Origin of the sequence: Mesorhizobium sp., assembly GCF_004962925.1 — a bacterium.
Lineage (GTDB): Bacteria > Pseudomonadota > Alphaproteobacteria > Rhizobiales > Rhizobiaceae > Mesorhizobium.
The window spans coordinates 10,541-13,870 of the sequence record NZ_SUEO01000168.1 but is presented as its reverse complement, the minus strand read 5'-3'; the positions used below and the strand labels follow the sequence as shown (position 1 = coordinate 13,870).

Below are 3,330 nucleotides of genomic sequence, written 5' to 3'. Positions count from 1 at the left end.
CCCCCCAAGTGGGGGAGATGTCCGGCAGGACAGAGGGGGGCGCGAAGGAACGCCATACCCATCAGCCCGGTCACAGCAGCGCCTCCAGCAGCCCGGCCGCTTTCTCCGGGCCGTTCTGCGACTGCATCTGCGCCGATGTCTTGGCCAGCTTGGCCTTCATCTTTGGGTCCGTCAGGCAAGCTTCGATTTTCCCGATCAGCTCGGCGTCGCTCCAGTCGTAGCGCGGCATGCCGAAGCCGTGGCCGATCTCCTCGACGCGCGTCGCGTTGTCATGACCATCCCAGACATAGGGCATGATGATCGCCGGCTTGCCGAAGTACAGGCACTCGGTGAACGAGTTGTTGCCGCCATGGTGGATCACCGCATCGACCTGCGGGATGACCGAGGGCTGCGGAAACCAGCTCTCGACAATGACATTATCGGCCACTTCCGCATACTGGTCCTTGTAGCCGCCGACATTGACCAGCGCCCGGTAGCGCGTCTTGCCCAGCGTCGCGATAATGCACTTCAGCAGATCGACATCGCCGGCGCCAAGGCTGCCGAAGGAAACATAGAGCAGCGGCCCGTCGTTATTCTCAGCAAAAGTCGGCACCGTGTAGGGCTTCTCCTGCCGCACGCAGCCTTCCAGATACTGAAATGTTGCCGGGTCGAGCGGATGGCGGCGCTTGAACTTTGCCGCCTCGGGATAAAGCAGCAAATTGAGGTGGGGCGAGGCCTCGAAGAACTGGCCGATCGGATAGGGCGCTTCGTTGTTAGCAATCAAGAACGCGTTGAATTCGTCGTGGATCGGCTTGATGACGGCGTTGAAATGGTCGCGATAGCGCTGATGGCAGGCGTGGTCGTTCTCGCCGCAGCCGGACAGATGCGGCGGGATGTCCTCGTCCTCGATCTCGTTCTCCGAGCAGGAGATGACGCGCACCCACGGCTTGCCATACTGCTTGATCGCCGAGAACAGGATGACGTTGTCGACGCAGATGACATCAGGCTTGATCGCCGCAAGCACACCGGGCAGGTCCTTTTCAGCCCATTTGGCGCTGTCAACGATCGCCGTCCAGCAATCCTTCACGTAATTGTCGACCTGGTCATAGGGCGATTTGCGGAAGTTCGGGATATGGCCGTTGATGAAGTCTTCCCAGAACTTGGCCATCTGTTCCGGCGGCATCGGCTCGGACAGGTTCACCGGATGAGCCTCGAAGCCGTAGCCCTTATAGACGTCGACGAAGCCGGGGTCCGACAGGAACACCGCTTTGTGGCCGCGCGCCTCGACGGCCTGGGCGATCCCGACGGAATTGAGCGCCGGGCCGTAGGCCGCTTCCGGAAAAAACGCGATCGTCTTCTGCGCCATGAAAGCTTCTCCTTCCAATCAATCTGCGAAAATTCTGACGTCGGCGGCATTCCAGCCGAGCTCGACCGCATCGCCTGACGAGACCGGGCGTCGGTCGGCGGCGTCGGCGGTGACGCGCACCAGGAACGGCTTTGGCGACAGAGCGGTGCGGACATGCAGCTGCAGGTCGAGCCCTTGATAGGCCAGCGCCTCGACGGTGCCAGCAACACGGTTGGCCGTTTCTGGCGACGGGAACAGCCGGATGCGTTCGGGCCGCACTGATGCGACCGCCGCAGCGCCGGGCGAAAGCGTTGCGGGAACCTTGCCTGATATCCGCGCACCATTGGCCGCCAGCACGCCGTCGCCGGCAGCCTTGCCCGGCACGAAATTCATCACGCCGATGAAGTCCGCGACGAAACGGTCTGCCGGATACTCGTATACCGCGTGCGGCGTGTCGCACTGCAGCAGCTTGCCGTCCTTCAGCACGGCCATGCGGTCGGCCATGACAAGCGATTCCTCCTGGTCATGGGTGACGATGACAAAGGTGATGCCGACCTCGTGCTGCAGGCGTTTCAGCTCCAATTGCATAGCGCCGCGCAATTTCTTGTCGAGCGCCCCGAGCGGCTCGTCGAGCAGCAACAGCCGCGGCCGCTTGACCAGCGCGCGGGCAAGGGCGACACGCTGTTTCTGCCCGCCCGACAGTTGCTCCGGCTTGCGGTCGGCGAAGGCAACGAGCTCGGTCGTCGCCAGGATGGCGTCGACGCGGGAGCGGATTTCCTTTGCCGGCAAGCGTTCCATTTCGAGGCCGTAGGAAACATTGGCCCTGACGCTCATATGCGGAAACAGCGCATAGGATTGGAACATTAGATTGACCGGCCGCTTGTTGGGCGGGGTCCTGGCGATGTCGCGGCCGTCGAGCAGGATGCGGCCGTGATTGGGCGTCTCGAAACCGGCCAGCATGCGCAGCAGCGTGGTCTTGCCGCAGCCCGAAGGTCCAAGCAAAGCGAAGAACTCGTTCTCGCGGATATCGAGCGAAATGCCGTCGACGGCCGTCACCCGGCCGAAATTCTTCGACACCTTGTCGATCGCCAGCAGCGTGCGGGGCTCGCTCATTGGCCGATCACCCCACGATTGAGCCGCTGCGACAGGGTCAGCGCGGTGATTGAGACCGCCATGACGATGGTCGCCAATGCGTTGATCTCCGGTGTGATGCCGAAGCGGATCATCGAATAGATCTGCATTGGCAGCGTGGTCGAGGCGCGGCCGGCGCCCGATGTGAAGAAGGCGATGATGAATTCGTCGACCGAAAGCGTGAAGGCGAGCAGCGCGCCGGCGACGACCGCAGGCAGGATGACCGGCAATGTCACGCGCCGGAATGTGGTGAGCGCCGAGGCACCGAGATCAGCTGAGGCCTCGACGATCGACCAATCGAAGCTTTTCAGCCGCGCGCGGACCACCGAGCAGACGAAGGCGAGATTGAAGACGACATGGGCGAGGATGATGGTATGCAGGCCCAGAGTGAAATCGAGCATGGAGAAGAAGCTGAGCAGCGCGATCGCCAGCACGATGTCGGGAATGATCATCGGCGCGAAGATCAGTGCCTCAAGGCCTCTCCCATACTGCCGGCGCATTTCGACGCCGATCGCCAACAGCGTGCCGAGCAGCGTGGCGATCGCGGTCGAGACAAGCGCCACGATCAGCGTGTTGAGAGCGGCGGAAAGGATCGCCGCGTTTCCGACAAGCGAGGCATACCATCTTAGCGAAAAGCCCGACCAGACGGTCGGCAGCCCGCCTTGGTTGAAGGATAGCGCCACCAGCACGGCGATCGGAATGTAGAGGAAGGCGAAGACGAGGACGAGAATCGTTCGCAGGCCGAGGGTGCGGGCAAAGGATTGGGTCATGATCGCTGCCGCCTGACAGTGGAGCGGTGAGCAAGCGGCCAGCGTCCTTCTCGCCGTTCACGGGGAGAAGATGCCGGCAGGCAGATGAGGGGCCGCGCCCAACAT

Annotated in this window: 3 protein-coding genes; all 3 read right to left on the bottom strand. The window is 62.5% G+C overall.

All coding sequences use genetic code 11. The annotated features are described in order from the left end of the window. Positions 1-70: 70 nt before the first annotated feature. From E5W87_RS26215 to E5W87_RS26205, 3 genes are read right to left on the bottom strand one after another with little or no spacing between them, the layout of a single operon-like run. Positions 71-1,345 (bottom strand): glycosyltransferase, encoded by a 1,275-nt coding sequence (locus E5W87_RS26215; RefSeq protein ID WP_292404281.1) that lies wholly within the window; start codon positions 1,343-1,345, stop codon positions 71-73. Between the two features lie 18 nt (positions 1,346-1,363). Beyond that, the gene (locus E5W87_RS26210) at positions 1,364-2,437 is read right to left on the bottom strand and encodes an ABC transporter ATP-binding protein (RefSeq protein WP_292404278.1); all 1,074 of its coding nucleotides are present in this window, start codon (positions 2,435-2,437) and stop codon (positions 1,364-1,366) included. Further along, the gene (locus E5W87_RS26205; RefSeq protein ID WP_292404275.1) at positions 2,434-3,225 is read right to left on the bottom strand and encodes an ABC transporter permease; all 792 of its coding nucleotides are present in this window, start codon (positions 3,223-3,225) and stop codon (positions 2,434-2,436) included. Before E5W87_RS26205 ends, E5W87_RS26210 begins: the two co-directional genes overlap by 4 nt. Between the last annotated feature and the right edge of the window lie 105 nt (positions 3,226-3,330).